This window comes from Aeriscardovia aeriphila (assembly GCF_002259595.1).
GTDB classification, from domain to species: Bacteria; Actinomycetota; Actinomycetes; order Actinomycetales; family Bifidobacteriaceae; genus Aeriscardovia; species Aeriscardovia aeriphila.
Genome location: NZ_MWWU01000002.1, coordinates 902,316 through 924,584, shown reverse-complemented (window position 1 = coordinate 924,584; position 22,269 = coordinate 902,316). Strand labels below are relative to the sequence as shown.

The 22,269-nt window shown below is 54.8% G+C and carries 17 protein-coding genes; 13 read left to right on the top strand and 4 right to left on the bottom strand.

The window, feature by feature from the left end; translation table 11 throughout:
- Window positions 1-13: 13 nt before the first annotated feature.
- The 3 genes from galT (at window position 14) to AEAE_RS04875 (ending at window position 2,966) form a co-directional block, all read left to right on the top strand.
- A complete protein-coding gene (gene galT / locus AEAE_RS04885) occupies window positions 14-1,282 on the top strand; it encodes a galactose-1-phosphate uridylyltransferase (protein ID WP_094689977.1) in 1,269 nt (422 codons plus the stop codon).
- 30 nt (window positions 1,283-1,312) lie between these two features.
- Window positions 1,313-2,560, top strand: coding sequence for a galactokinase (gene galK / locus AEAE_RS04880; RefSeq protein ID WP_094689976.1), 1,248 nt, complete (start codon window positions 1,313-1,315; stop codon window positions 2,558-2,560).
- Window positions 2,561-2,699: 139 nt separating this feature from the next.
- Window positions 2,700-2,966, top strand: coding sequence for a hypothetical protein (locus AEAE_RS04875; RefSeq protein ID WP_148139964.1), 267 nt, complete (start codon window positions 2,700-2,702; stop codon window positions 2,964-2,966).
- On the opposite strand, the gene AEAE_RS04870 is transcribed toward AEAE_RS04875, so the two are convergent.
- Window positions 2,954-3,988: a LacI family DNA-binding transcriptional regulator gene (locus tag AEAE_RS04870; RefSeq protein WP_094689974.1), complete on the bottom strand. Its 1,035-nt coding sequence runs from the start codon at window positions 3,986-3,988 to the stop codon at window positions 2,954-2,956. The two genes, AEAE_RS04875 and AEAE_RS04870, sit on opposite strands and share 13 nt — an antisense overlap.
- A gap of 437 nt (window positions 3,989-4,425) precedes the next feature.
- On the opposite strand from AEAE_RS04870, the gene AEAE_RS04865 reads away from it, so the two are divergent.
- The 6 genes from AEAE_RS04865 (at window position 4,426) to AEAE_RS04840 (ending at window position 12,200) form a co-directional block, all read left to right on the top strand.
- Window positions 4,426-5,748 (top strand): ABC transporter substrate-binding protein, encoded by a 1,323-nt coding sequence (locus tag AEAE_RS04865; RefSeq protein WP_094689973.1) that lies wholly within the window; start codon window positions 4,426-4,428, stop codon window positions 5,746-5,748.
- Window positions 5,749-5,828: 80 nt separating this feature from the next.
- Window positions 5,829-6,686 (top strand): carbohydrate ABC transporter permease, encoded by an 858-nt coding sequence (locus tag AEAE_RS04860; protein ID WP_094690125.1) that lies wholly within the window; start codon window positions 5,829-5,831, stop codon window positions 6,684-6,686.
- An 18-nt stretch (window positions 6,687-6,704) separates the two neighbouring features.
- Entirely contained in the window at window positions 6,705-7,529 is an 825-nt protein-coding gene (locus tag AEAE_RS04855; protein ID WP_094689972.1) for a carbohydrate ABC transporter permease, read from the top strand.
- A 3-nt stretch (window positions 7,530-7,532) separates the two neighbouring features.
- Window positions 7,533-9,260 carry a glycoside hydrolase family 13 protein gene (locus AEAE_RS04850; protein WP_094689971.1) on the top strand — a complete coding sequence of 576 codons (1,728 nt, stop codon included), beginning with the start codon at window positions 7,533-7,535 and terminating at the stop codon, window positions 9,258-9,260.
- Window positions 9,261-9,360: 100 nt separating this feature from the next.
- Window positions 9,361-10,917 (top strand): sucrose phosphorylase, encoded by a 1,557-nt coding sequence (gene gtfA / locus AEAE_RS04845; RefSeq protein WP_094689970.1) that lies wholly within the window; start codon window positions 9,361-9,363, stop codon window positions 10,915-10,917.
- A gap of 221 nt (window positions 10,918-11,138) precedes the next feature.
- Complete coding sequence (locus AEAE_RS04840; protein ID WP_094689969.1) at window positions 11,139-12,200, top strand: ribokinase; 1,062 nt, start codon at window positions 11,139-11,141, stop codon at window positions 12,198-12,200.
- Between the two features lie 251 nt (window positions 12,201-12,451).
- Here the strand turns inward: AEAE_RS04840 and AEAE_RS04835 are convergent, their stop codons facing one another.
- Window positions 12,452-13,663, bottom strand: a complete 1,212-nt coding sequence (locus AEAE_RS04835; RefSeq protein WP_094689968.1) for a DUF3152 domain-containing protein — start codon at window positions 13,661-13,663, stop codon at window positions 12,452-12,454.
- A gap of 10 nt (window positions 13,664-13,673) precedes the next feature.
- Window positions 13,674-14,327 carry a tRNA (cytidine(34)-2'-O)-methyltransferase gene (locus tag AEAE_RS04830; protein ID WP_169711597.1) on the bottom strand — a complete coding sequence of 218 codons (654 nt, stop codon included), beginning with the start codon at window positions 14,325-14,327 and terminating at the stop codon, window positions 13,674-13,676.
- A 483-nt stretch (window positions 14,328-14,810) separates the two neighbouring features.
- Between AEAE_RS04830 and AEAE_RS04825 the strand changes: the two genes are divergently transcribed.
- Together AEAE_RS04825 and AEAE_RS04820 are read left to right on the top strand one after the other, a co-directional pair.
- Window positions 14,811-17,849: an acyltransferase family protein gene (locus AEAE_RS04825; protein WP_094689967.1), complete on the top strand. Its 3,039-nt coding sequence runs from the start codon at window positions 14,811-14,813 to the stop codon at window positions 17,847-17,849.
- A gap of 399 nt (window positions 17,850-18,248) precedes the next feature.
- On the top strand, window positions 18,249-19,205 hold the full coding sequence (locus AEAE_RS04820; protein WP_094689966.1) for an HhH-GPD family protein: 957 nt from the start codon (window positions 18,249-18,251) through the stop codon (window positions 19,203-19,205).
- Window positions 19,206-19,253: 48 nt separating this feature from the next.
- On the opposite strand, the gene radA is transcribed toward AEAE_RS04820, so the two are convergent.
- Complete coding sequence (gene radA / locus AEAE_RS04815; RefSeq protein ID WP_244569620.1) at window positions 19,254-21,116, bottom strand: DNA repair protein RadA; 1,863 nt, start codon at window positions 21,114-21,116, stop codon at window positions 19,254-19,256.
- Window positions 21,117-21,270: 154 nt separating this feature from the next.
- Here radA and AEAE_RS04810 point away from each other — a divergent pair, with 154 nt between their 5' ends.
- Entirely contained in the window at window positions 21,271-21,987 is a 717-nt protein-coding gene (locus AEAE_RS04810) for a hypothetical protein (protein WP_218841004.1), read from the top strand.
- A gap of 137 nt (window positions 21,988-22,124) precedes the next feature.
- Window positions 22,125-22,214 carry a 30S ribosomal protein bS22 gene (locus AEAE_RS04805; protein ID WP_094689965.1) on the top strand — a complete coding sequence of 30 codons (90 nt, stop codon included), beginning with the start codon at window positions 22,125-22,127 and terminating at the stop codon, window positions 22,212-22,214.
- The last annotated feature ends 55 nt before the right edge of the window (window positions 22,215-22,269 follow it).

Sequence of the window (22,269 nt, the reverse complement as noted above, 5' to 3'; positions counted from 1 at the left end):
AGGGCAAAAAGCCATGAGTGACACCGCTACCTACACTCCGCGCTACTACGAGCCAACAGCATACGAGCGCGAGCACATTCGCATTACCCACACCAACCTCGCCGACGGACGCGATTTCTTCTACCTCGACGACGAACCTGATTACGTTTCCGGCGCAAAGACGCGCGAACTGTACGACCCACGCCCGCTGACCGACCGCTTCGAGCCACACCAGGACGCCAACGGCAACCTCGTGCCACCACAAGCGCCTATCATGCGCCGCGACCCTCTCACAGGCGAGTGGATCCCCATGGCAACAGCGCGTATGAACAGGCCTATTACCGCTGGTAAGGGAGCAACCGTTTCAGGAAACCCCTTGGCAGCTCGCGTCCCAGGTGCTGCTTACCAAGATGGTGAGATTCCTGACACGAGCTACGACGTTGTCGTATTCGAAAACCGATTCCCGAGCATGCAGCAGATCCCTGGCGTCGAGGCGACGACAACCACTGTTGCAGGAAACCCTCTGGTTCAACAGCGCGAAGCAAACGGCCGCTGCGAGGTGGTGTGCTTCGATCCTCACGAAGATGCCCTCCCTGCTGACCTGCCAATCTCAAGAATTCGAACGATTGTGGAAGCATGGGCTTTCCGTACCGCAGAATTGAGCCATATCGAAGGCATTGAGCAAGTGTTCCCCTTCGAAAACCATGGCGAGGAGATCGGTGTTTCTCTAGCTCACCCACACGGCCAGATTTATTCGTACCCCTTCATCGCTCCGAAACTCGAAAAAGAATTGCAGCACACTGAGGCTTACCACGACAAGACGGGCGGCAACCTGCTTCATGACATTCTTGCGGCTGAGCTTGAAGCTCAAGAGCGCGTTGTCATGCGTAACCACTCTTGGGTTGCCTATGTTCCAGCAGCAGCACGCTGGCCACTGGAGGTTCACGTCGTTCCTGTTCGTGACGGCATCCTGACGTTAGACCAATTGGACGACCAAGAGCGCTGGGATCTCGCGCAGATGTACTCCACCCTGCTCAAGCGAGGCAATGCCTTCTTTGACAAGGGCGACGGTAAGGGAATGAACTTGCCATACATTGCCGCATGGCATCAGGCTCCTGTCAACGATAAGCGCCGCGAGAACTACCGCTTGAATTTGCAGTTCTTCTCCTTCCGTCGCGCTGCAAACAAGATCAAGTACTTGGCAGGCTCCGAGTCGGGAATGGCAGCCTGGATTTCTGATACGACTCCAGAAAAGATCGCCGCTCGCTTCCACGAGTTGGGCGACGTCGACATCGACAAGTGAGCCGTGTGAATTACAGATAGGGTTTTTAGCATGAGCATTACATTTATTGAGCCGACAGCTCGCAAGGTAGCAGCCCAACAGGCGGTGGAGCTTTTCGCTGCAACCTTTGGCAACCAGCCTCACGGCGTGTGGAGCGCACCAGGGCGCGTGAACCTCATCGGTGAGCATACAGACTACAACGCAGGCCTGTGCTTGCCAATCGCACTGCCACACCGCACGTTTATTGCACTCTCTCCTCGAGAAGACGACCTGGTTCGCGTCGTCTCCGAACTCAACCCTAACGATGTTGGGCAAGCTCGTTTGAACGGGCTGCAAGCTCGCGGTGTACAAGGCTGGGCCGCTTACCCAGTTGGCGTTTCCTGGGCATTGCAACAAGCAGGTTTTGACCACGTGAAAGGCTTTGATGCAGCCTTTGTTTCCTGCGTTCCTTTGGGCTCTGGCCTATCCAGCTCTGCAGCGATGACGTGCTCTACAGCTCTGGCACTCGATGACGTGTACCAGCTTGGTTTTGGTGGGAGTGATGAAGGTCGTCTCACGCTTATTGCTGCCGCAGTCACTTCGGAAAACCAGATGGCGGGCGCTTCCACAGGTGGTTTGGATCAGTCCGCTGCCATGCGCTGCAGTGAAGATCACTCTTTGTTGCTCGACTTCCGCCCAGGCTTGACGGCATTGCAGTCGGCAACAGTCGAGCCATGCGATTTCGCAGCAATGAACTCTGAGCTGTTGGTTGTGGACACCTGCGCTTCCCATGAGCTGAGCGATGGCCAGTACGAGCAGCGGCGTTCCACTTGCGAGAAGGCTGCCAGCTTGTTGGGTAAGGCCAATCTGCGTGAGGTTGCTGATGAGGTTGAAGCTGCTGATGACTCTCAGGCCGCGTTGGGTGAGGTTCTGGAAAGCTTGCCTGATGAGGTGATGAAGAAGCGCGTCAAGCATGTGATTACCGAGATCGCTCGCGTTCCCGAGTTTGTGAAGGCTTTCTCTGCGCACGATGCGGTGGAGGCAGGCAGGCTTCTCAACGCTTCTGGCGACTCGCTTCGTGACGACTACGAGGTGACTATCGACGAGCTTGACGTCGCTGTTGACGTGGCTCGCGAAGCTGGAGCTTATGGTGCTCGCATGGTTGGTGGCGGCTTCGGTGGCTCTATTATCGCCCTTGTCCCTGCTGGTTCTTCGCGTAGCATTGCTCAGAAGGTTGCTGATGCCTTTGAGCAGAAGGGCTTCAAGGCTCCTCGTGCGCTCGCTGCTGTGGCAAGTGCAGCTGCTGGTCGCGATTTGTAATTCACGGTGGCTTAATTCATAGTGGCTTAAGATTGTCACCACGTTGATTCGACCGTGTTCAAGAGGCTGGGCTGAGCTCAGCCTCTTTTTTGTTGAGAAATTCTATGTATCGTGGCACGGTGAGCAGATGATCGTCAAAATGACATGGACTGAATTTACTCAAGAAGTGTTGGGTTGGGGTCAGTTCCCTGACTCAAAGGAAACCCCACCTTTGACGAACGAAACTCTCTTTTACTGTGAGGGTAAGCAGTACATGATCACTCAAATTGGGGAGAGATACCTTATCGTATCGCAACCCGAGTTTAAGACGATTGTTGAATCAAACAGCTATCCACAATTACTTGAAAAGCCTTTTATTGAAGGCAAAAGCTTTCATGAGCTGTTTCCACACATTCAGTTGGCATAGCTGATTGATTTTGAGGTTGGTGCAGGGCCGGTCGTGGTGCCAGGCGTGAGTTGAGCGGGGATGACGAGCTTGCGCTCAGTAGGAGGCTCGCCGTTCAACAAGTCGAGTGCAGCACGCGCGGCTTTACGCCCCATATCGCGAGCAGGTTGTGACATGGTGGTCAACCCGAGGTTGCGTGCAACCGTAGAACCATCGAAGCCGATCAGAGAAATGTTGTCTGGCAATCTTAAGCCATTGCGGCGAAGTTCTGAAAGGGCAGCTAAAGCGTGAGAGTCGGCCCATGCACAAATTGCTGTCGGAACGACAGGGGAAGCGAGCATACTAGCAATAGCAGTGGCAACAGAGCCTTGAAGGTTAGGATCGGCCTGGAAAATGCCGCAATCGTGGAGGTTGAGCTCCTTCATCGCCTGCTGGTAAGCCTCCAAACGCAACTCGCGACCCCAGGTAGGAAGAGGGTCCAAGCGACCCAAGTAGCAGAAACGACGATGCCCCAGGCTTGCCAAGTAGCGGATTGCCATAGTCTCGCCTTGAATGTCATCAATTGCCAAAGAGCAATCGGCAGAATCAATGTCGGACGAGTTGACAGCAACAATCGGAATTCCCAAACGCTTGAGCATCTCCTGCTCATGCTGGGAGGGAGAAAAACCAGTGACGATGAGAGCATCAGCATTGTGATCGCTAGGAAGAGTGGAGAAAACAGAGGAGCGTTCCTGAAGGTCACCTGCGCGGTAGATGAGCAAGTTGTAGCCTTCGGCTTCCAGTACGTCATACAAGCCATCGAGCAGCTCTCCAGCAAACCAGCCTGAAATTTTCTCGCGCATGAGCACAGCAATGCGGTGAGTTGAGCCAGTGGCGAGGTCGGAAGCGGAACGCGAAATAGTGTAGTTGAGCTTGTGTGCGGTAGCAATGACATGTGCGCGAGTGGCTTCAGAAACATGGTCGAGGCCGCGAAGAGCACGGGAAACGGTGTAGGTTGAGACGCCGGATTCGCGAGCGACGTCCTTGATCGTAACCTTCGTCATAGCTGTCCTTTTCGTAGCCCGCTTATGGGCGAGCTCTTCTGTTAGCTGTCTTCGCCTGTGAAGAGTGCTGTCCTTATGATAACAAAAGCTAACAGCATCTCTTCCGTTTCTATGCTAAACGATGAGCATATGGAGGGGGCAGGGTGTTTCGTAAGGCTGTACGTTCTGAGGTGTGAGGGGAGGGGTGCAGTTTTTCTTCTCTTCTGATTGCAAAATATGTGGCAATCTTTTTCTAAAACACCAGTAATAGCAATGAATTGAGCTCTCCACGGAAATATATGTGAGAGTCGATTTGCCCTGAAGCGAGTTGACAAAGGAAATAACCTTCGCTATGGTGTGTGATAAACGTTTAGCACTAAACGGTAAGCATGCAGGGTCTGAACAGCTGCTCAGCTCGGCAGCTTCCTGGTGCTCCGCTTCAATGACGAAGGAGAAACATGAAAAAGTCAGTTCGCGCCATCCTCGCTGGTATGTCAGCAATTGCTATGCTGTCTGGTCTTGCCGCTTGTGCTGGCCCAGGAGCTTCTGCCCCACAAGCTTCCACTACCCAAGAAAAGGTGAGCACGGATGTGAGCAAGGGCAACTACAACCTCACCTTGTGGGATGGAGCTGGCCTCAAGCCGATCGATGACGACCTCATTGCCGCATTCCAAAAGAAATACCCCAACATTAAGGTGAAGGCTACCTACGACCCTGATAACGTGTCTGCTCAGAACGGACCGCGCGTGATCTCCGCTGCTTCCACCCCTGATATCGCTCGCATCACCGACATTAACTCTGCTGTGCGCGGCAAGCACCTGGTAAACCTCGACGATTATGCAAAGGCTTATGGCTGGAACCTGCCAGCTGCTCAAACTGAGGTGTACCGAGTGGATAGCAAGGGCAAGATCGGCGACGGCTCCCTCTACGCCATCCCAGACGGAGTTTCCATGACGGGAATGTACTGGAACAAGGAACTGGCCAAGAAGGCTGGCATTGACAAGGCTCCTACAACTGTTGACGAGTTGGTTGCTGACATGGAAGCTGCCAAGAAAGCTGGGATTCTTCCGATGATGATGCCAGCAAAGGAAGGCGGCACCAGTTACATTTACCAAGCTCTCGTCACCAACTTCGAAGGCCGCCAAAAGCTTCAGGATTGGATCATCCAAAAAGATGGAGCAACCTTCAAGACTAACGGCGCGGTCAAAGCTGCTCAGATGATTCAAGATTGGAACAAGGCTGGTTACTTCTCCAAGGATGCTCTTGCCCTCGATGGTTCCACTGCTCTTGCACGTTTTTCCAAGGGTGGTGCTCTCTTCTTCCCCTCTGGCTCGTGGTATTCTGACTCGATTTTCAAGGCTTTGGGCGATAAGGCCGGCTTCTTTGCCTTCCCAGGTACCAAGGCTGGTGAAGCTTCCGCTGCTGCCAACGCTGTGACTGCCTTCGGCATTCCTGCAAACTCGAAGAATAAGAACGCTGCTGCAGCATTCTTGAACTTCCTTCACAGTGAACAAGCACGTCAGATTGCCGTGAACAATGGCTACCCAGCAGTGGGAACTGGCGAGCGTCCTGAAACTGGCAATCTGGTGCTCAAGGACATTCTCACCGCCTATGACGAGGTTGTGAAGAGTGGAAACACCACGGATTACATCAATAACGCTACTGCAGGCATGCAAGCATCGGCTATCGTTCCTGGCCTGCAGAACTTGCTCAACGGCACGTATTCTGCCCAGAAGTTCGTGGACTCTTTGCAAAGCCAGTATGAGAAGGAACTCAAGTGAGTAACGCTAATACGTTCACAAGCGCAGCTCAGCCAGCGCGACCAGCTCGCGCTCACCATTGGGCTCGCACGGGCAGGCAAATGCTTGTTGGCTTGCTCTTCTTGCTGCCAGCACTGTTGTTCTACATCACCTTCGAGCTGTGGCCTATCATTCAAACCTTCTGGTACTCGCTGTACCGCTGGAATGGCATTGACGCTTCCACTTACGTTGGCTTCTCCAACTACAAGGAAGTGTTCACCGACCCTGAGCTGTACGGTTCGATTATCCACAGCTTCTTCTTGATCATTTTCTTCTCGATCATCCCGATCGCGATTGCTTTGGTTACCGCTGTACTCGTCAAGGACCTCAAGAGCAAGACTGCTCGCGGCATGGCGCAAGTCTTCCTCTTCCTTCCTCGCGTGATCCCAGGAGCTGCTGCCGGTGTGGCATGGACGTGGATGCTTGCTGATAACGGCACTGTCAACCAAATGCTGAAAGCTGTCGGCCTGGGAAACCTCACCAGAGTGTGGCTGGGCGATAGCCATACAGCTTTGACAGCAGTTGGCATCATTGGTTTCTGGCTGCAGTTGGGCTTTTGCATCGTTCTCTTGCTCTCCGGCATTGGCGGCATTGATCAGTCGTTGTATGAAGCAGTAGCTTTGGACGGCGCTGGCTGGTGGAGAACCCTCTTTACGATCACGCTTCCTGGTTTGAAAGGCCAGATTGGCGTGTGCTTGACGATGACGATTGTCGCTGCCTTGGCGAGTTTCGACGTCGTGTACATGTCAACCCAAGGAGGCCCGGGAACGGCGACGATGGTTCCTGGAGTTCAGGTGTACCGCTTAGCCTTTACTCAGCAGAGGGTTGGTTTGGCTTCCGCACTGGCAGTCTCGCTCATGGTTCTCGTCTTGCTGGTGGTTGGTCCTGTTCAAGCTCTCGTCACCCGCGATCGCGATTAAAAGGGCAGGAAGATTATCATGAAACAAAAAATGTCGATCCGTGTGATGGGCAATCTCATGCTCATCCTCACCGTAGCCTTCTCTGTTCTTCCCTTCCTCTCCATGTTCTCGGCGGCTGTTCAGCCGAGGGGCTCCATGCCAGAGGGTATTCAGTTCACTGCTCACCCGCATTGGGAAAACTTCGCAGCAGCATGGAACATGGCTAACATCACGCCGCTGCTGGTCAATTCCACTATTTTGGTGCTCGTCGTTGTCCCTGCGGTCATCATTTGCTCGGCGCTGGGAGGTTACGCTTTTGCTTGCCTGCGCGTTCCGGTCAAAGGACTTTTCTATGCGCTGTTTATCGTTGGTTTGACAATCCCATTCGAAACCTTGGTCACTCCTCTCTACTATGAGATTTCCAGTATGGGTTTGCTCAATACGCGGTGGGCATTGATTCTTCCTCTGATCGGCTTGAACTTGGCCTTTGGAATCGTGTGGATGCGCTCTTGCTTTGAGCAGATTCCGGCTGATCTGATTGAAGCTGCGTCGATTGATGGCGCAGGCCATGGCCGCATCTTCGCTCAAATTGAATTGCCTTTGGCTTTGCCGTCGGTTTCGTCTCTGGCAATCTTGACGTTCTTGTCAACATGGAACCAGTTCCTGCTGGCTGTGGTGTTGGAGAACGATCCGAACATGCGCACGATGGCAGGCGCTTTGCAAAGCTTTGTTGGCCAGTACCAGACGGATGTGGTGCTTCTCAACGCAGGCGCTTTGGAGATTATGGCTCCTACTGTCATTCTCTTCATCATTTTGCAGCGCTACTTCATCAAGGCAATGCTCGCTGGTTCGGTGAAAGGCTGAGGTATGAACGACGTACAGGATGCGAAGCATGGGCCAGGCAAGCCCGAGCGCTGGTGGGAAAACGCCGTCATTTACCAGGTGTACCCACGTTCCTTCGCAGGCGTGGGCAACCAGCAGGAGGGAAGCTTAGCTGGTGTGATCTCTCGGCTAGACTACCTCGCAGGCCTAGGCGTTCAAGGCATCTGGCTGTCACCTTTCTACCCCAGCCCTCTCAAAGACGGTGGCTATGACGTTGCCAACTACCGCGATGTCGACCCTCGTTTCGGTACTCTCCATGATTTTCACCGTCTTGTCGCTAAAGCTCATCAATTAGGCCTGAAAGTGTTGGTGGACATTGTCCCCAACCACACTTCGGACCAGCACCCCTGGTTCCAACAAGCCCTAGCTGCCGCACCTGGCTCTCCAGAACGTGACCGCTACATTTTCCGCCAAGGTAAAGGCACTCACCATGAGCTGCCACCAACCAACTGGATTTCCAACTTTGGAGGTTCAGCGTGGCAACCCATCGGTGACGGCTGGTACTACTTGCACCTGTTCGCAGCTGAGCAGCCTGATCTCAACTGGGATAACCCTGAGGTTATTGCTGAATTTGAGAGCATTCTCAGCTTCTGGCTCGACCAGGGTGTCGATGGTTTCCGCGTCGATGTTTCCCACGGTTTGAAAAAAGACTTGCGCGAGCCTTTGCGCGACCGGGAGAACCCAGAGGATGCTTCTCCGCATTCGCTGAACGGGGATGATCCTCTCTGGGATCGCGATGCTGTACATGAGGTGTACCGCGGCTGGCGTCGTGTGATGAATCGAATGGGTAAGAAGTACGGCAAAGCAATTTATGCGGTAGGGGAGAGCTGGCAGCCCTTCTCTCATCGCATTTACGATTACGCTCGCGCCGATGAGCTCGGTGCTGTTTTTGACTTCTCCCTGCTGAAAGCTAACTGGTCGGCAGCCGAATATCGCGCGATTATCACTCGTGAACTTGCTGAAGCACACCGTGTGAAAGCAAGCCCAGTGTGGGTGATGGGAAACCACGATGTTCCTCGTTTAGCCAGTAGATTGGCACTGCCAGTCGGCACCAATGTGGAGAACTGGGTGACCTCGAATGGCACTCAACCTGAGGTTTCGCCTTCTGTGGTGGCAAGTCGCGCTCGAGCAGCAGCTTTCCTCTTCTTAGGATTGCCAGGAACAGCGTACCTTTACCAAGGAGATGAGCTCGGCCTTGCTGAGGACCTCGATCTCACCTCTGAGCAAGTTCAAGACCCTACCTGGGAGCGTTCCTCTCACACGTTTAAAGGCCGTGATGGTTGCCGTATCCCTCTTCCTTGGGATGCTCGGCTGAAGAACTTCGGCTTTAGTGATGCTGAGAAAACATGGCTTCCACAACCTTCTTGGTTTGCCAAGTTTAGTGAAGCTCAGGAGGAAGCTGACCCTCATTCTGTTCTCAACTTGTATCGCACCCTTCTCGCTCTGCGCGCTCGGTGGGTTGCTCCTGCGAGCTTGGATGTTGAGCTGTTAGATAAGGCTCATGCTCAGGCTATGGGCATCACCACTGAGCTCACCGATGCTCAGTTTGAAACACAGGTGGTGGCCTGGAAACTTTCCACGGGAATGTGTGCAGTGGTCAATTGTGGTGACAGCGAGCTGACAATCTCGAGAAGGAGAGAAGTGTTGGCCAACAGTAGTGAGAAAACCGACGAATTTAGTATTCCATCGGGGTGTGCTGCGTGGCTCAGATGAGCTGAAGAGTGTAAGCTAAAACTGGGCTCACCTGAGAGGCTGAACTCAGCGTTGAGCAGTTCACAAGCTGGAACGGAACAATCCGCAGCAGGGAGACAGCATGAAAAACAAGGTTCAACTCATAACCTATGCAAACCGTTTAGGTGACGGAACGTTGAAGTCCCTCACCAACGTGTTGCGCACCCGCTTCGACGGAGTCTATGAAGGCGTCCACATTCTGCCCTTCTTTACTCCCTTCGACGGAGCAGACGCAGGCTTCGACCCCGTCGACCACACCCAAGTAGACCCACGCTTGGGAACATGGGATGATGTGGCCGAACTGTCGAAAACACATTCCATCATGGTTGACACCATCGTCAACCACATGAGCTGGGAATCCCAGCAATTCCAGGACGTGATGAAGAACGGCGAAAAGTCACCGTACTACACCATGTTCCTCACCATGAGCTCCGTGTTCCCTGAGGGAGCTACAGAAGAGCAGCTCACAGGAATTTACCGCCCACGCCCAGGCCTGCCATTCACTCACTACACGTGGGCTGGCAAAACCCGCCTGGTATGGACGACCTTCACCCCTCAGCAAGTCGACATCGACACCAACTCGAAGGCCGGCTGGGATTACTTGATGAGCATTCTCGACCATCTGAGCCATTCACACGTCTCTCAGATTCGCCTCGACGCAGTAGGCTATGGCGCAAAGCGAGCCAACACCTCCTGCTTCATGACCCCCGACACTTTCAAGCTCATCGAAAGGCTGCGTGAAGAAGCAGGAAAGCGCGGGCTGGAAATCCTCATCGAAGTGCACTCGCACTACAAGAAGCAAGTGGACATCGCCAAGAAAGTGGATAACGTGTACGACTTCGCTATCCCATCCTTGCTTTTGCACGCACTCACCACAGGCAGCACCGAACCATTGGCTCATTGGATCGATATTCGTCCGACCAACGATGTCACCGTGCTGGATACTCACGATGGAATCGGCGTCATCGACATCGGTTCTGACCAGATGGATCGCTCCTTGGTCGGTTTGGTTCCTGATGATGAAGTCGACCAGTTGGTGGAGCAAATCAAGAAGAACACGAAGGGTGAATCTGCGGAGGCAACAGGTGCTGCAGCTTCTAACCTCGACCTCTACCAGGTGAACACTACGTACTACTCTGCTCTGGGTTGCGATGATGAAAAGTACTTGGCCGCTCGTGCAGTCCAGTTCTTCCTTCCTGGCGTCCCACAGGTGTACTACGTGGGTGCCCTGGCTGGCAAGAACGACCTCGAGCTGCTGCATAAGACGAATGTCGGCCGCGACATCAACCGCCACTACTTCTCCACTGCTGAAGTTGACGAGATGCTCAAACGTCCAGTCGTCCAGGCTCTCAACGCTCTGTGCCGCTTCCGCAACACGTTGCCAGCATTTGATGGTGAGTTTAGCTGGAGCCGCGGCGAGGTTGAGGGCAAGCCAAGCCTCACCTTGCAGTGGAACGACAGTGCCTCGGGTACTGCTGCCACCTTGGTGTTCACCCCAGGCGTGGGTGTGGGTGCTGAAGTTGACGGCCTGCACGAGCAGCTGTCCAATGTGTCTGCCTGCTCGCTGACTTGGCGTGATTCTCAGGGTGAGCACACCACTGATGATTTGCTCACCAATCCGCCTGTTGCGCAGGTGTGATGCGAGTTGACGCTGGCCGCGCTCCCGCACTTCTGCCAGCGCGCTAGCCGTTCACCGCGCGTGATTTGCGTATAACTGAAACTGCGTAAGCCGTGGCAGGCCTTGCTTGCTGCGGCTTATTATGTTCTCAAGGCGTATTTTGATTCATCTCCCAGCGGGAACTGATGTATCTCTGAGCAGGGGGATTGGTTCATCTCTCAGAGGGGAAGGGGAGGAGTGCAATGGAGCGCTTTCCACGTATTTATCCGCGTGTTTTCAATTTTGGCTCGCTCAACATTGATTACACGTACGACGTTGATGAGTTCGTCAAACCGGGTGAAACCATCACTTCCTCTCATCTCACTGTTTCTGAAGGTGGGAAAGGGTTGAATCAGTCGGTGGCTCTTGCTCGCGCTGACGCGGAGGTATACCACGCAGGAATGATCGGCGAAGATGGCGCCTCCTTGGTTGATTTCATGAAATCCTTCGGCGTCCACACTGATCTGATTGAAACTAACACTGAAGTTCGCACTGGAAATGCGATTATCCAGCGCAACTCTCATGGTGATAATTGTATCGTCCTCTACCCAGGCTCTAACCGTAGCCTCACGCGTAAGTACATTGATCGTTGCCTCGAGCGCACTGAGCCGAGAGACTGGATTCTCACGCAAAATGAGACGAGTGAACTGCCATACATTATTGAGCAGGCTCATCGCCGCGAGCTGACGGTCTGCCTCAATGCCTCGCCTGTTGACGAGCTGCTGGAACAGGTTGACCTTTCACTTGTCGACTACTTGTTTGTCAATGAGGGAGAAGCTCAAGCTCTTGTTGCTCAAGCCTCACAACGGCAGGAGATTACCAGTACGCAGCATCTCGAATTCTTCTATACTCCTGAAGATTATCAAGGTTTGGATGATTTGGTGGGAGTTATACCAGGCGAGGTTATCGATGTTGACCGCCCCGATGTGAGCAATGAGATCGTGAGAAAGAGTATTGATAATCTTGAGAAACTCATTACTTTGTACCCAACGACGACCATTATTTTAACGATGGGTGATCAGGGAGCTCTCCTAGCGCACTACGGTGAGCGTGCTCTGTATCAGCCGAGGTTTCATACGGATAATGTCGTTGACACGACTGGAGCTGGGGACACTTTTACTGGTTTCTTCATCAGCTCGATGATGACGCATGGCAATACCGAGCTTGCAGCTCTGTCCCATGCTGCACTTGCTGCCGCGTTTGCCGTGGAAAAGAAGGGGGCTGCCCGCTCGATTCCTGATGCCTACGAAATCTTCTACGCCTAAGAGGCATGCCTCGAGAGCAAATGGCGCATTGAGGTGCAGTTTGAGCGCTTCGCCGGGTTACCTGGCCAGTGTGAGCAGTTGAGCTCTTGCAGTGTTACTGTTGCCACGTTCTCGAGTGTGCTGTTGCTCCTGTGCCAATCAGTACAGGTTTGAGCATTTTCCGTGGCGCTCGTGTCCGCGCTTTGCCAGATGTTGCCAGATTACTGCGCTACAGTCTGAAACATCACGTTGCAGTTTGCCGCTTCACAGCCTCACAACCCAGCGGTCCACAGCTCGAGGGATTGTGGCCACCAGCGAATTGAGCAGCCTCGCAGCGAAATAGATTGCTCTTGCATGAGCGGTGCGGGGCCATTGGGGCTTGCGCACACGTTTTCGTTGTCCATATGCCCTAACCTGTGGCCCACCTCATGGTTAAGAACCATCGTCCTATAGTTCTCCAGATTTCCACCGCCATTGAGCCATGAGGACGTCGGCTCATTCCATCGAGATTGGTTGATAATAACCGCATTTCCCACGCGGCAGGAGTATTCCACTGAGCAGTAGCTGGAGAAGCTGGGAACGAGAGCAGCCTGCGATAACCACAAGGTGAAATCGCACTGGGAAGTGTCCGGCTGGGCGTTGGCGAAGCGGAAAGTCACACCTGCGCGAGGCCAGCCTTCTGGGGAGTTCAGCGTTCTGAAAATCTTGTTTTCGAACTGCTCAAGCGATTCAGAAACGTCCCCTTTTGTGGCCACACAATAGTGAAGCTCGCGGCGGGAAAGGGGAGTTGAGGTGTCAGCGCTTTTCTGCACCGCTTCATCGGCTGTTGCTGCGGCCTTGCTGGTAATCTCCTCGCGCTGCTGGGCGCTCAGAGGCTCGTACTGGGCAGGAAGCGTGCACTTTTGCAGGCGTGCGGCGAAGAGCTCGGGAAGCAGCGGGCCGGCCTGGGTTGTTGCTTCGACTTGAGCCTGAGAGAAGCGATCTACTGCTGAGGCTCCAGTTTGCAAGGTGGCTGAGCTGGTGGCGCTGACAATCTGGTTGGGTTTACCTTCAGAGGCCGACACGAGATTGGCACACAACTGTTCGTCAGAAAGGCTCAACGCCGAAAAGTGCGACTCTTCGGGCGAGCCCAGCAGTGTGATGATCGCCGGATTCTGGCCCTTGGCAAGCGCTGCGTAAGCCTGCTGATGGGGGCGATGAAGCTGTGTGGCGGCCGAGGCGAACGGGGTGCGAGAACCGGCAGCTGCGGCGACAGGAGAGTGAGAACCGGCAGTCGCAGCAGCAAGAGAGTGAGATGTGAGCGTATCGGCTAGTGCAAGCGGCGAGTTCTCGCAAACCAGAGCGATAACAAGCGTGAAGCTGAGCACAAAAGCGAGAACCACAGTGCGCAACGACACGGAAGAATGTGAAGAGCGTTCCGAAGAGGACGCAAAATGGCGTGGCGCCTGCTGATCAGTCCAGACGTTGCAGAAAGACTTTCGCATTGCTCGCTCCTTACTGACCGCCAGCGAAGCCGAGCTGACGCCACGCCTCATACACGGCGATCGACGCGGTATTCGTGAGGTTCAGGCTGCGACGAGCAGGAAGCATTGGCAGGCGCACTTGTTCAGCAACGTGAGGGCCGAAGAAAATATCCATCGGGTCGGGGATGTTGCCCGGTTCAGGGCCGAAAAGCAAGATGTCCGTCGGCTTGTACTGCACCTCGGTGTACTGCTTTTTCGCATATGCGGTGAAAGCGATGATGCGCGAGTTCGGCATCGACTCGACCATGTCCTCAAAGCTTTCGTGCAGCACGACGTGAGCCATGTCGTGGTAATCGAGGCCGGCGCGGCGAAGCTTGGTGTCACGCAGATTAAAGCCCAGCGGCTCAATGAGGTGCAAAATCGTTCCGGTGACCGCGCACAGGCGGATTGCAGAGCCTGTGTTTCCAGGGATTCGAGGCGAGTAGAAGGCCAGATGAGGGGTGGAAGTCTTGATTTCTGCGGCCCTGCGCTTGTCGAGCATCGCGTCGGTCACATTGATCGGGTTACCATGCGCGTCGGTGATGAGCTCGTCGGTGGGTACGTGCGAGCTGCGGTAGCCGTATTCGAACTCGCCAGAGCTTTCTGCGGAGGCTGGGGCGGTCGGCTGCTCAAGAATATGCGCGATTTCCGGTCCATCCTGGTAGGTCGAGCTAGCGGCGAGGGAGTGGTTTTCATCGCCATTTATTCCTGCTGGCAAAGGCCGCTCGTACTGTCTGAGTGCTTGCAAACGCTGGGCTTCCTTCTCTTCTTGGCGCTTCTTCAAGGCCTCATGCTTGGCCGCAATATGCTCGCGCTGTTCGGCTTTCTGGTGAGCTCGGCGAATGGCGCGCTCCACTCGGCTCTTCTCCACATCGTCGGTGACCTCTTGACTGGCGTCTTCCGGGCTCTGTGCCTCGTGGTCGGTCGCAGGCTCCTGGCGAAGTTCTTGTTCGTTTCTCATGCTTCCACTTTATAAACTGCCTTTGTCTAACTCGTGATGCTGGCCTCGCGAGGGCGAAACACTGGCTTTTCCTTACAGCACACGGCTAATTGTGTACACGAGGTGAAGTCGCCGCGTTTATGGCTGACCTCTCAGGTAGATTAGGAAGACGCGTGAAGGGTGGTTGTTATGAGTCGCAGGCGGCGTCGGATTGGTTTTCGCTTGAAGAAGCAGGTTGCTCAAGGCAACTCTGACGAGATGAACAAGCCAAACAATTCTGCCAAGATTAACAGTTCTGACAATCTGGAGCCAAACCAGGCTAACCAGGTGCAAACTGGCGCTCACGGCAAGCGTGAGCATGGCAACCAGCAGCGTGAGAATGACGCGCGAACGGCTAGCGCTTCGCAGCCAGCTCAAGGGGCGAAGGGTGCTTCTTCTCCAGATTCTGCTTCTTCTGTGGCTGCGGGTTCTGTGTCCTCGGAATCTTCTGGTGCGGCCGATGTCGATGTGGAACTGTCTGCGCCGCGCGTTGTTGCTCAAGAGACTCCGCTCGTTTCCCATCTTCATGCTGATGATCATGCGGATGAGGCTGCGCAAGAGGAACCTGTACAGGAGGAATTTGTAGAACCTGAGGAAGAGGAATCGGAAGCTGAAGCTGCACAGGCAAATGCTGATGAGGAACAGGCCGAGCTGCAGGAGCACAGCACTTCTGAGGAAAGCCTAGCTTCCGACGACGCAGCTGATCATGACGATGTTGATGATGCGCCTTCGCAGCACAGCGAAGTGAGCGCACAGCCTGACGATGACGATTCGGACAAGCCAGCCGCTGAAGCTCAGGATGAAACTGAACCTGAGGCTGAAGCTGAAGCAGAGTCTGAACCTGAGGTTGATCAAAAACCCGAGCCAGAACCTGAGCCGGAGTCTGAGCCAGAACCTGAGCCGGAGTCTGAGCCTGTCCCATCTGCAGATGAAACTCAATCGCACAGTGAGCAGCCAACTTCCCAGCCATTCACTGCGGAAAAGGTGACGCAAGAGGTTAAGGCTGCGACCAGCAATGTGCTCAACCAGGCGAAAAAGTCGATTGTTGAGGAGAACTCTAAGCCCAAGCCCCGGCGCGTGAAGGCCCTCGATGGCTTGCGCGGCCTGGCCATCCTTGCCATTATCGCTTTCCACACCACGCCAAGCCTCATGCCAGGAGGCTTCCTCGCCGTTACGGTGTTCTTCGTGCTGTCCGGTTATCTCATCACCCGCTCGCTGTTGGGGCGTATGGATCGCCATCGTTTCAACCTCTTGGGCTATTGGGGTGAGCGAATCCTGAGAATGTGGCCAGCGACTCTTGCGGCAATCGCTTTTGCTGCGGGCGTGGCCTGGGTGTGGCTGCCGTCTGCCCTCACCAAGATTCGTAGCGACGCTGTTCCGACCGCACTTTTCGTCACCAACTGGGTGCAGATTTTCCGTCAAGTCCCTTACTTTGACCAAGCGGGACTTCCTTCCCCGCTCACGCCGTTCTGGTTTGTTGCGCTGATCATGCAGTTCTACCTGTTCTGGTCGGTCCTGCTCTGGCTTTTGCACAAGCTCACGCGCGGTAACCGCGGGGTAATGGGCTGGATTACTGTGCTGTTGATGCTTGTCAGTACGGGGCTTTCTTGCTGGTTGCTCAACCCTATGGATGTGACGCGCGTTTATTACGGCCTCGACACGCGTTGGGCTGAGCTCATGGCGGGCGCACTCATCGCCTTCCTCACTATTCGGGGTAGTGAATCGGTTCATAAGACTGCTCAGAGCGTTGGCAAGAGCGCTGGCAAGAGCGCTGATTCCCCGCTCACTGCGCCCGGCATCCTCACTCTCGACTTCGCCGCCTTCGTGCCCCAGAAGTTCAAGGCCAACGCGCATCTGGGCTTCGAGCCGAAGTACCGTGACGCCTTCGTTTGGGTGGCGATGCTCATTATCGCCGTCGCCTCCAGCTTGCTGAACTCGCAATCGACTTGGATTTACCGTGGCGGTCTGCTCGTCGTCGCGCTTCTGGTCGCCTTCAGTGTGGCGATGCTCGCCGTAAGCGATGGCACGACAGCTGCTGAGACGGTTTTGTCCAGCAAACCACTCGTATGGCTGGGTTCGCGCTCCTTCTCGCTCTACCTCGTCCACTACGTGATGATCGAAGCCTTCTTCCCGGCAACCCGCACTACACCAATGAACTGGTGGGAGTGGTTCGTCGACGCGCTCATCATCGCCGTGGTGGCTGAGCTGTTCTACCAAATCGCCGAAAAAGGCTCGCACCCTGGCTTCCTGCACTCCGGTCTGCGCTTGACCAACGTGTTGGCTTGGCTGGTGGGTGCGGCCATGGTGGTGGCTTTGGCCCTGCCTTTGCCGTGGGCAAGCTGGATTCGTAGCCGACAAATTGCCGTTCGCCCCGAGCTCGCTGCCTCACTCTCAGCGCCCGAGATTACCAGTACTGATAATCTGGCGCCGAACAACGGGGGTTCCGCGGCCTCTTCCCACGCCACCACAAGCGGGGAAAAGGCTGGAAATACGGAGAACTCCAGCAATACCAGCGGCGAAAAGTCGGGCAAAACGGGCGGCAAGAAAAGCTCCAAGGCGGGCGCTCAGAAGGGTGATAAGAAGAGCAGCAAGAAGGGCGGAGTGGCGCTCGTCAAGCATGACGTGCCACTGCCGGACAAGCCGAAGCCCATTGCTGCTTCGCTGCCGGGCAATCTAGCTTACCGACAGTGGAACCGTGATAAGGGCACGTGCTCGGCCAATCCGATTATTATCGGCGACTCGATTTTGGAAGGCACAAAGCCGGCCGTCGAGAAGGCGCTGCCGAACGCGATTGTCGACTCGAAGGTCTCCCGCCAGTTGGGAACTGCAGCTGACATTCTCAATAGTTACAACAATCCTGGCGACGATCAGCGCCCGGTAGTGATCGCTTTGGGCACTAATGGCCCGATGGGTTCGACCCAGATTTGGCAGCCGGTGTTGCAAGCTTTGCATGGTCGTTCGCTCTATGTGGTCAGCGAGCGTGTGCCGCGCTACTGGCAAGATGCCAACAACCAAGTGTTACGCGATTTAGTGAAACAAAACCCAGGTACTGTTGGATTAATTGACTGGCAGGCGTATTCTCAAGGGCATAGCGAATGGTTCTGGGATGATGGAACGCACGTCAACCCGGCAACCGGTGCACCTGAGTATGCGAAGATGATGAGCAACGCCTTCTGCGCTCCAGAATGATCTGCGGGTGTACCTGTGCACTTATTTTTCGCAGGTCTTTGCGTGCCTACAGCTCGTCGTCAGCTCGCGATCATGTTAAACGGAGGAAACAATTCTGAGAAAAAAGTCGTATATCCGAATTTTGCACTAGATTTTTCTTGGATATTTGATACTCTACTAGAGGCGGCATTCGTCCACTTGAGCAGAGCAGGTGGCGGGTGCCGTCTTTTCTTAACCTCTCACCCCTCATTTCCTGAGATTATCAGTACATCAGCAATCCCTATTCCTGTAGCGCTTCAGCGCCAGTTGTTTATTCGCGTTATCATCACTGCGCTTCATATCCATGTGAAAAGTTATGGCACTTTCACAGACTCAATGGCACTTTCACAGGCTCAATGCCGACAGGTGCATAATAGAGGTATGCGTCCAACAATTTATTCCTCCACACTCCTTCCTGACATCCACGCTTGGTGGGAAGCCAACGCCCGCGCGTTGCCATGGAGAGCTGAGGGAACAAGCGCATGGGGAGTGCTCGTCTCCGAGGTGATGAGCCAGCAAACTCCCATGACTCGTGTCGTTCCTTACTGGATGCAATGGATGGCTGCCTGGCCCACTCCCGAAGCGATGAAAGAGGCAACGAGCGCAGAGATTCTCACTGCGTGGGGAACGCTGGGCTACCCTTCTCGCGCCTTGCGCCTGCGAGATTGCGCTGCCGCTATTGTTGAGCGGTTTGGCGGCGTTGTTCCCTCTCACATGGATGATCTGCTGAGCCTGCCGGGGGTGGGCGAGTATACGGCATCGGCAGTTGCTTCGTTCTACTACCACCGTAGTGTCGCCGTGGTTGATACGAATATTCGTCGTGTGCAGACCCGCGCTTTTCTGGGTGAAGAAAGCTTTGGAGGTGCTACAACCAAGAAGGATCGCGAACTGGCGAACTCGCTTCTGCCGTCGCGAAATCTCGAGTCTTCGCAAGGCCAACAGCCATCGCCTCTCTCCAGATTGTCAGGCGGCGATCGGGATGCGCTGTGGAATGAAGCGCTCATGGAAATTGGCGCAACTATTTGTACAGCGAAGAACCCTCAGTGCGAGCAGTGCCCGTTTGTGAAAATCTGCGCGTTTAAGAAGGCTGGCTACCCGCATATGGGGGAGAAGCGGACGAGGCCTGCGCAAAAGTTCCAAGGGACTGACCGTCAAGTGCGCGGGCTCGTGCTCAAAGCATTGCGCAATCTGCCCAGTGGCGTGAGCACCTTGAGCGAGCAGCAGTGGCACAAGCTGTGGGATAAGCCTCAGCAGCTGGAAAAGTGCGTTGCCGCGCTCGTAGCTGACAAGCTTATTGAGAGGGAAGCAGACGGTAGCATCCACTTCCCGTGCCACTAGTCTGTCAGTGTGAGCCCTGTCAAGACGGTGATCATGAGATGTGCACACTTACTCGGCGCGGCCACCAAAGTCAGGTGTGGCATTTGGCGAAAACTCGCGGCTTGCCCACTGGTCAGGTTCAGTTGCTGAAGTGGATGCCTTAGTGAATGGGCGAGCACCCGCGCTGTGAGCACGTGTACTTCGAGCGTTGGCACCTTGAGCACTCTCACCACTTTCACCGCTATCCCCGCTAAAATCAGCCTTCTGGCGAGCAGCACGCAGCGACAGCTTGTGCACAGCATCCCGTACTGAAGAGACGCGAACCAACTGCAAACGCGTATACCTGCCTGGGTTGCGCAACTTTTGATGAACCGGAATCAACGCCTGCGTAAAGCCCAACCTTTGTGCTTCATCTAAGCGCTGCTCGAGGCGAGGCACAGCACGAATCTCACCGGTCAAACTCACCTCACCAAAGCAAGCCGTTGTGCGCACAATCGCCACACCTGACTGTGCCGAAGCCAAAGCCATACAAATCGCCAAATCGCAACTCGGCTCGCGAGCTTGGGCACCAGCAATCGTGGAAATATAGAGATCCTTATTCAGCAAACCGATCCGGGCATGCTTATACAACACGGCTACCAGCATGGCGATACGGTTCGCATCCACCCCATTCGTCGCACGACGAGGAGAGGGCAGAACAGAAGCGGTCGTCAAAGCCTGAATCTCAATTGGCATCGAGCGATGCCCGTCCATCGTAAACGTAATGCACGTGCCATCAGTCAGCTGATCGTCAGAGGAGATAAACAGGCCGGAGGGGTCCGTCACCTGTTCGATACCCTCATCGACCATGTCAAAACAGCCGACCTCATCGGTGGGCCCGAAACGATTCTTCACCGCGCGCAGCAAGCGCAACGCCGTCCTCGTGTCCCCCTCAAACTGGCAGACCACATCCACCAAATGCTCGAGCGTGCGCGGGCCAGCAATATTGCCATCCTTCGTCACGTGGCCAACCACAAACGACGGAATGTTGAGCGCCTTCGACACTTCAATCACCCCGCGCGTCACCTCACGCACCTGCGACGTACCACCCGAAATGCCATCCGACTCCTCGGAAGTGATAGTCTGCACCGAATCAATAATGGCCAGCGCAGGACGGTACTTTTCCATCAGCATCAACGCGGTACCCAAGTCGGTGGTAGATGCGAGCAGCAGGTTGTCACTCATCGCCCCAATTCGACGCGCGCGCAACCTAATCTGGCCCAAGCTCTCCTCGCCAGAAATATAGAGCACCGTGAGATTAGCATTGGCAATATTCCCGGCCGTTGACAGCAGCAAGGTGGACTTGCCAATTCCTGGCTCACCGGCAATCAAAGCAACTTCGCCAGGCACAATGCCACCGCCCAGAACGCGGTCAAACTCAGAGAAACCAGTGTGCAAGCGAGGCTCTTGCTTATCCACACCGCCCTGTGTTACCGGCACTGCATCGCTCATATTTTCGAGGCCAAACTCGCTCAAACCGCCAGTTTGGCCTTGTGCTGTGAAAGCTTCACGGTCAAAAGGAGCACGGTCGAAACCATTCTCGTCGTATTGGCCCTCTCGCTGTGCTCGATCCGAAAGCGCAGAAGTCCCGCGCGCTAAAGAACTTGTTGAACGGGTGCGCGAACTCGAAGAGGATCCACTTCGCGTGTCAGCTTCCCGCACGATGGGCTTGCCGTTGGCCCACACATCATTTCGTGGTCCGTGCGAAGCTCTGCTGATAGCCGCTTCCACAGCGCTCTCGCGCGAACGCCGTGAAGTCAGCACCTTGGGTAGTTTGGGCTCATGGTATTCCGAAATGGTGTTAAATTGGCCGCAAGAAGGGCAGCGGCCATACCATTGCCCACCGCTCCAGCCGCATTCGGAGCATAAATACGTTCGTGAAACCTTCGCCATAAACCCCACGCTACTCGACAACCTCTCCTCAGGCGAATACAGCCGTGAAAACTGTGGAGAACTGAGAAAGATATCGCGAGTTGAGCGGGTGAAAACTGTGGAAAACCCGCGCTGATAATCTCAAGAGGTCATTTGAGTGTGTCACAATAAAGGCATGAGCTCAATGAATCCTGAGAATAAGCCGTCGGGCCAGCCAAGCTTTGACGAGGTTATGGAGAACGCCTCCACTACGCCACACGAAACCGAGAGCGAGCAGGTCAAAAAGCAGCAGGAACCGCGCAATAAGGCCGTTACCGCAGTGGTCAGCGTGATCATCGGCCTCGTGCTGGTCGTCGTCATCGGCTTGATTACGGCTTTCGTCTACCCAGGATGGGCGAGTAACTTCATGAAGCCCAACCAGCAGGCAACTTCCGTCACCGTGCAAAAGCGCACCGAGCAGAAGACGACGGCAACTCCTGACGCCCTTCCTGCTGACGCAACAACCCTGCTGAAGGCTATGCCTGACCTTGTCGGCTCGTACGCGCGCAAGACGGTTGCCAATTCTCAAGATTGGCAGTCCGCAAACCCCATCGAAGCGCATTCCGTAGTCTACTCGACTGGTGAAGAAGCGCAGAATGTCACGCTTATCGTGGGCCAGTGGAGCAAGGATGACGCTGCTCAAAGCCAGTATGAAACGCTCGTCAAAGGCCTTTCTGGCAAGCTTTTGGCTTCTGGTGACGTGATGGTTTCTGGCAAGCAGACTGGCCAGTACGAGGTTCACGAGACGGGCTCGGGTAGTGCAACGGCCGTGTGGCGCAATGCGACCTGCGTTTTCCAGGTGACCGGCAGCACTGACGCGGTGAAGAACTTCTACCAGCAGTTCCCGCTGTGATGCGATGCTGATAATCTGGAGAAATTCTTGAGATTATCACTCTGGCTTGTTCTTGTGCGCCCTAAAGTCGGGAAAAAGTTGTAAGATACGATTCGGTTAACCCGTAATTGTAGAGATCGATCGATTGGAGGTCCGTCATGGGATCTGTCATCAAGAAGCGTCGTGCACGCATGTCCAAGAAGAAGCATCGTAAGCTTCTGCGCAAGACTCGTCATCAGCGCAAGTGACGTTTTCCCGGGAATACCGGGTTGGGCCTCCCTCAGGGGAGGCCTTTTTGATATG

Excerpts from the sequence above, each read along its gene's own strand:
- AEAE_RS04850 (WP_094689971.1), top strand. The coding sequence starts at position 7,533 with ATGAACGACGTACAGGATGCGAAGCATGGGCCAGGCAAGCCCGAGCGC.
- galT (WP_094689977.1), top strand. The coding sequence starts at position 14 with ATGAGTGACACCGCTACCTACACTCCGCGCTACTACGAGCCAACAGCA.
- AEAE_RS04855 (WP_094689972.1), top strand. The coding sequence starts at position 6,705 with ATGAAACAAAAAATGTCGATCCGTGTGATGGGCAATCTCATGCTCATC.
- AEAE_RS04825 (WP_094689967.1), top strand. The coding sequence starts at position 14,811 with ATGAGTCGCAGGCGGCGTCGGATTGGTTTTCGCTTGAAGAAGCAGGTT.
- gtfA (WP_094689970.1), top strand. The coding sequence starts at position 9,361 with ATGAAAAACAAGGTTCAACTCATAACCTATGCAAACCGTTTAGGTGAC.
- AEAE_RS04860 (WP_094690125.1), top strand. The coding sequence starts at position 5,829 with ATGCTTGTTGGCTTGCTCTTCTTGCTGCCAGCACTGTTGTTCTACATC.
- AEAE_RS04835 (WP_094689968.1), bottom strand. The coding sequence starts at position 13,663 with ATGCGAAAGTCTTTCTGCAACGTCTGGACTGATCAGCAGGCGCCACGC.
- AEAE_RS04865 (WP_094689973.1), top strand. The coding sequence starts at position 4,426 with ATGAAAAAGTCAGTTCGCGCCATCCTCGCTGGTATGTCAGCAATTGCT.
- AEAE_RS04805 (WP_094689965.1), top strand. The coding sequence starts at position 22,125 with ATGGGATCTGTCATCAAGAAGCGTCGTGCACGCATGTCCAAGAAGAAG.
- AEAE_RS04810 (WP_218841004.1), top strand. The coding sequence starts at position 21,271 with ATGAGCTCAATGAATCCTGAGAATAAGCCGTCGGGCCAGCCAAGCTTT.
- AEAE_RS04840 (WP_094689969.1), top strand. The coding sequence starts at position 11,139 with ATGGAGCGCTTTCCACGTATTTATCCGCGTGTTTTCAATTTTGGCTCG.
- radA (WP_244569620.1), bottom strand. The coding sequence starts at position 21,116 with ATGGCGAAGGTTTCACGAACGTATTTATGCTCCGAATGCGGCTGGAGC.
- AEAE_RS04820 (WP_094689966.1), top strand. The coding sequence starts at position 18,249 with ATGCGTCCAACAATTTATTCCTCCACACTCCTTCCTGACATCCACGCT.
- galK (WP_094689976.1), top strand. The coding sequence starts at position 1,313 with ATGAGCATTACATTTATTGAGCCGACAGCTCGCAAGGTAGCAGCCCAA.
- AEAE_RS04875 (WP_148139964.1), top strand. The coding sequence starts at position 2,700 with ATGACATGGACTGAATTTACTCAAGAAGTGTTGGGTTGGGGTCAGTTC.
- AEAE_RS04870 (WP_094689974.1), bottom strand. The coding sequence starts at position 3,988 with ATGACGAAGGTTACGATCAAGGACGTCGCTCGCGAATCCGGCGTCTCA.